Raw genomic sequence first — 4,124 nt, 5'->3', positions numbered from 1 at the left:
GCGGTAACGTGCATATCATCAGTCATCCGGGCAACCCGAAGTATCCGGTAGATATCCCTGCAATTGCCGAAGCCGCCGCAAAATATGAGGTGGCGCTGGAGCTGAATAATTCCTCTTTTACCCACTCGCGTAAGGGCAGCGAGCCTAACTGTCGCGCCATTGCAGCCGCGGTACGCGATGCCGGAGGCTGGATTGCCTGCGGATCGGATTCCCATACGGCCTTCACGTTGGGTAATTTTGAACATTGCCTGCGGATTATGAAGGAAGTGGATTTTCCGGAAGAACGTGTATTAAATGTCACGCCGCGCCGTCTGCTTGATTTTTTACAACGCAGAACCGGCACCACCCTGACCGAATTTGCTGAACTGTGACGTTGTCACGCTTAACGCTATGGACCCATCCTGATGAATGAATTTTCGATTATCTGCCGCATCCTTGGCTCGCTCTATAACCGCCAGCCGCAGGATCCGCTGCTGGTGCCGCTGTTTACGCTGCTGCGTGAGGGCAAACTGCAGCAGCAGTGGCCGCTAGAGCAGGACGAGTTGCTGACTCGTTTGCAGCAGAATAGCGACCCGCAGGCGCTGGCCACCGACTATAACGCCCTGTTTGTCGGCAGTGACTGCAAGGTGCCGCAGGAGGGATCCCGCTGGGAAAATGGCCCGCAGGAAAGCGAAGTGCGCGCCTTTTTACAGAGCCGCGGTATGCCGTTAAGCGAGGCCCCGGCCGATCGTTTCGGTTCGCTATTGCTGGCTGCTTCCTGGCTTGAGGATCAGTCGCAGGAGGATGAGGTACAGGCGCAAATTACGTTGTTTGATGACTATTTGCTGCCGTGGTGTGGCCAGTTCCTGGGCAAGGTGGAAGCCTGGGCCGAAACGCCATTTTACCGCACGCTGGCCGCGTTAAGCCGTGAAGCGATTCAGGCAATGCGCGACGAGCTGGCAGAGGAAGACGAAGCGTAACGGCTTCCAGCCTGGCAACCCGCTCCTGTCCTGTCAGGCAGTGCCGCTTAGCCGCCGCACCGCCTGACATGACTTTATGCAGGCTCAAAAGACGAGCTGGAAGGGCTATCGACAGGCTGGTCCCGCCACGTCGCGGATGCTGATCCCAATGGTGAGGCAGAAGCGGACCACACTAACGGCATACCGGCTAGCTGTACCGGCGGCTTAAGACGCAGGCCAATTCCCCAGGCGTTTATCTCTGTTTCGACACGGGTATCGTGCGGTTGGGGTTGCCCCAGTCCTTCAGGCTGGCTGGCGTCACAATAAGGGTGGTCGGTCAGCAGACTGGCTGTGCGGGCCAGCGACATTCTTGCGCTAAAGCCGGTGCCTTGCTGTAGCCTGAGCCGCATGCCTTCCAGCGCGGCTGCGGCCATCAGATACCCGGTAGCATGGTCGAGCGCCTGCACCGGCAGCGGCACAGGTTTCTCGCTACGCTGCCATTGACGGCCCGTATCCGCTATGCCGCAGCCCATCTGTACCAGGCTGTCGAAGCCACGTCGATTGCGCCACGGCCCCGTCCAGCCCCAGGCATTGAGGCTGACATCCGTCAGGCCAGGAGAAAGCTTTTGCCGCGTTACTTCGTCGTAGCCCAATGCGCTCAGCGCATCGGCGCGGTAGCCGTGGATCAGCACATCCGCCTGACTCAGTAACTGCTCGAAAATCCTCCTGCCCGTCGCCGACTTCAGATCAAGCCGTGCGCAGCGTTTGCCCAGCGTAATCTCTTCTTCCAGCGTCGGCTCCTGCCAGCCCGGCGGATCGAGCCGCAGCACGTCCGCGCCCAGACCGGCCAGAAAGCGCGTGGCGACCGGCCCGGCGATAATTCGGGTCAGATCCAGCACTTTAACGCCCTTTAACGGCCGAAGTCCGGGCAATGGCCAGTCCGGTGCGGCAGCCTGGGGCTGTAAGCTTTGTGCTATCAGCGGCTCGCGCCGCACGCTCTGACCCTGAGGATGCTGCTGCCAGGCTTCTACGCTGCGCATCTCTGCCGCGCAGCCTCCTACGTCAATTATCGCCTGTTCAAGCGCGGTTTTGTCCCAGCGGCTGACGGCGTGCGCCAAATCGGCACGGCTGGCGTGCGTCCCCAGCACCTTTTCCATTGCGGCCCGGTGGTGGGGTGCATTGGTGTGGAGGCGGATCCAGCCGTTTGCCGCGGCATAGTCCCCGGCGAACGCGTCCCACAGTGAAGGCGCAGCCCGGTTCACGGGTTGAAAAGTTTGTTGAAACCAGCGGGATGCCAGACGCATATCGACGCGTTGCCGGGAAGCATTCCCCGTGAGGGTGGCCGCTGCCTGCATCGCCAACGCCATGCTGGTGGCTGCCAGCTCCGTAACCGGGAAGGCAGAAACAAGACGCTGCGCGCCGGTAAAATGCACTTCGGGCGCAGCGTCATTGCGCAATGCCTGCCAGAGCTGCTGCCAAAGTCGAGTGGTTAAGCCGATCGTCATCGCGTCCTCCTTTGGTTTAACCATAGCAATGAAGATCGGCCGTCGCTAGCGCAGCCGCTTCAGCTTTGGCAGGCGTGCATGCATTCTCAGATTACGCAGATTGATCACCGCAATTGCCGTACCGGCCACGACCAGCAGCGAGCCGGTAACTTTAAAAATATTCATGCTGTCGCCCAACACTAATACGCCCAGGATCACCGACAGCACCGGCGTCAGCAGGGAATAGGGCATGATCAGATTCACGTTGTAGGTACGCAGCAGGCCATACCACAGCGAATAGGCCACGATGGAAGAGCAAATGGCGCTGTAAAAAATTGCGAACCAGCCGCGCCACGAGGCGTGTAACAGGCTGGTGAGCTGACCGCTTTCCATAAAGAAAGAGGAGAGGCCGACCACAGGGATCGCCAGGAAAGAGAGCCAGCCGGTCAGGGTAAGCGGGGTAATAGATGGAGATTTTTTAACAATAAGGTTACTGACCGCCCAGCCCACCGCGCTGCAGAGCAGCAGGCACAGGACCCACCATGTGGGAATGGTCGGGCTACCGGCCAGCACCACTACGCCGCTAAGCGAGATAAGGATGCCCAGTATCTGTACCAGCGACAGTTTTTCCTGCAAAAAAACCATGGCAAGGATCATCGCAAAAGGCGTGCCCAGCTGCACCACGATCGCGCCCGTGCCTGCATCGGTATATTTCAGCCCAAGAAACAGCAGGGAGAAGTGCATAAAACCAAAGGTAAAGGAGAGCGGCACCAGGTAGCGCAGCTGTTCACGCGTGACGCGGGTAAAAGGAACCAGAATCGCCGCCACTACCACAAAACGCATCAGCGTCAGGAACAAGGGGGGTATCTCGCCAAGCCCCCATTTTACCGCAACGTTATTGAAAGCCCAGGTCGTAACCACCAGCAAAATCAGGAAAAAATGACGTACAGCCACAACGCAACCCTTTAGTGTATTTAATCATTGACCTATCATGGCACGGATCGCCATGATGTTAAGCGTGAAGGCCTTTTTTTCTTGTAAGATTCTGAATCAGCCGCATAAGGATACGACCAGACTATGAACGAGCTTCCTTTCGCTATTATCCAGTTTGAAACACCGCCCGAGGGCGTGATGACTCGGGTGGGCGAGCAGCAGCACTGGTTTATGGCTGCTACGGGCTTGCCGCCGGAGAACTGGCTGATCGTCCGCCCCGATCTGGGCGAAGCGCTGCCCGAGCCCGCCTCGCTGTCGGGCGCGATCCTTACCGGCGCCTGGGCGATGGTCACTGACCATGCGGAGTGGAGCGAGCGCACCGCGGCCTGGATACGCAGCGCTATGGATCATCAGTTGCCGCTGCTGGGCGTCTGCTATGGTCATCAGCTTATGGCTTACGCGCTGGGCGGCCAGGTCGGCGACAATCCACGTGGCTGGTAAGGAGGGGTTCAGCAGATTACCTGTCGCGAAGGGTATGCTAATGATGCGCTGCTGGGGATATTGCCCGCGCAGTTCTCAGCGTGGCTTACCCATCAGCAGTCGGTGCTGCAACCGCCACCAGGCGCGCGGGTGCTGGCTTCTTCCGCTCTGGATCCGTGCCAGATTATTCGCTACAGCCCGCAGGCGCTCTCTGTTCAGTTTCATCCCGAATTTACTTCGACCATTATGGCTGCCTGTCAGCAAAACAGTCAGCGTGCTGAAGCGCCTG

At 58.9% G+C, this 4,124-nt stretch carries 3 protein-coding genes and 2 pseudogenes; 3 read left to right on the top strand and 2 right to left on the bottom strand.

What is annotated here, in order from left to right:
- Both RTK32_RS19590 and RTK32_RS19585 read left to right on the top strand, forming a co-directional pair.
- Positions 1 to 371: pseudogene (locus RTK32_RS19590) on the top strand (phosphatase); the annotation flags it as partial.
- A 33-nt stretch (positions 372 to 404) separates the two neighbouring features.
- On the top strand, positions 405 to 959 hold the full coding sequence (locus RTK32_RS19585; protein ID WP_312046902.1) for a molecular chaperone: 555 nt from the start codon (positions 405 to 407) through the stop codon (positions 957 to 959).
- Positions 960 to 1,033: 74 nt separating this feature from the next.
- Here RTK32_RS19585 and RTK32_RS19580 read toward each other — a convergent pair whose 3' ends face one another.
- Positions 1,034 to 2,443 carry a CoA transferase gene (locus RTK32_RS19580; protein WP_312046900.1) on the bottom strand — a complete coding sequence of 470 codons (1,410 nt, stop codon included), beginning with the start codon at positions 2,441 to 2,443 and terminating at the stop codon, positions 1,034 to 1,036.
- 45 nt (positions 2,444 to 2,488) lie between these two features.
- Positions 2,489 to 3,376: an EamA family transporter gene (locus RTK32_RS19575; RefSeq protein ID WP_312046899.1), complete on the bottom strand. Its 888-nt coding sequence runs from the start codon at positions 3,374 to 3,376 to the stop codon at positions 2,489 to 2,491.
- Positions 3,377 to 3,499: 123 nt separating this feature from the next.
- Between RTK32_RS19575 and RTK32_RS19570 the strand changes: the two are divergent.
- A pseudogene (locus RTK32_RS19570) lies at positions 3,500 to 4,124 on the top strand (glutamine amidotransferase); the annotation flags it as partial.

The sequence above is a fragment of the Erwinia sp. genome, assembly GCF_031978025.1.
Lineage (GTDB): Bacteria > Pseudomonadota > Gammaproteobacteria > Enterobacterales > Enterobacteriaceae > Erwinia.
The sequence above is the reverse complement of the archived record's forward strand: the minus strand, read 5'-3'. Positions and strand labels throughout refer to the sequence as shown.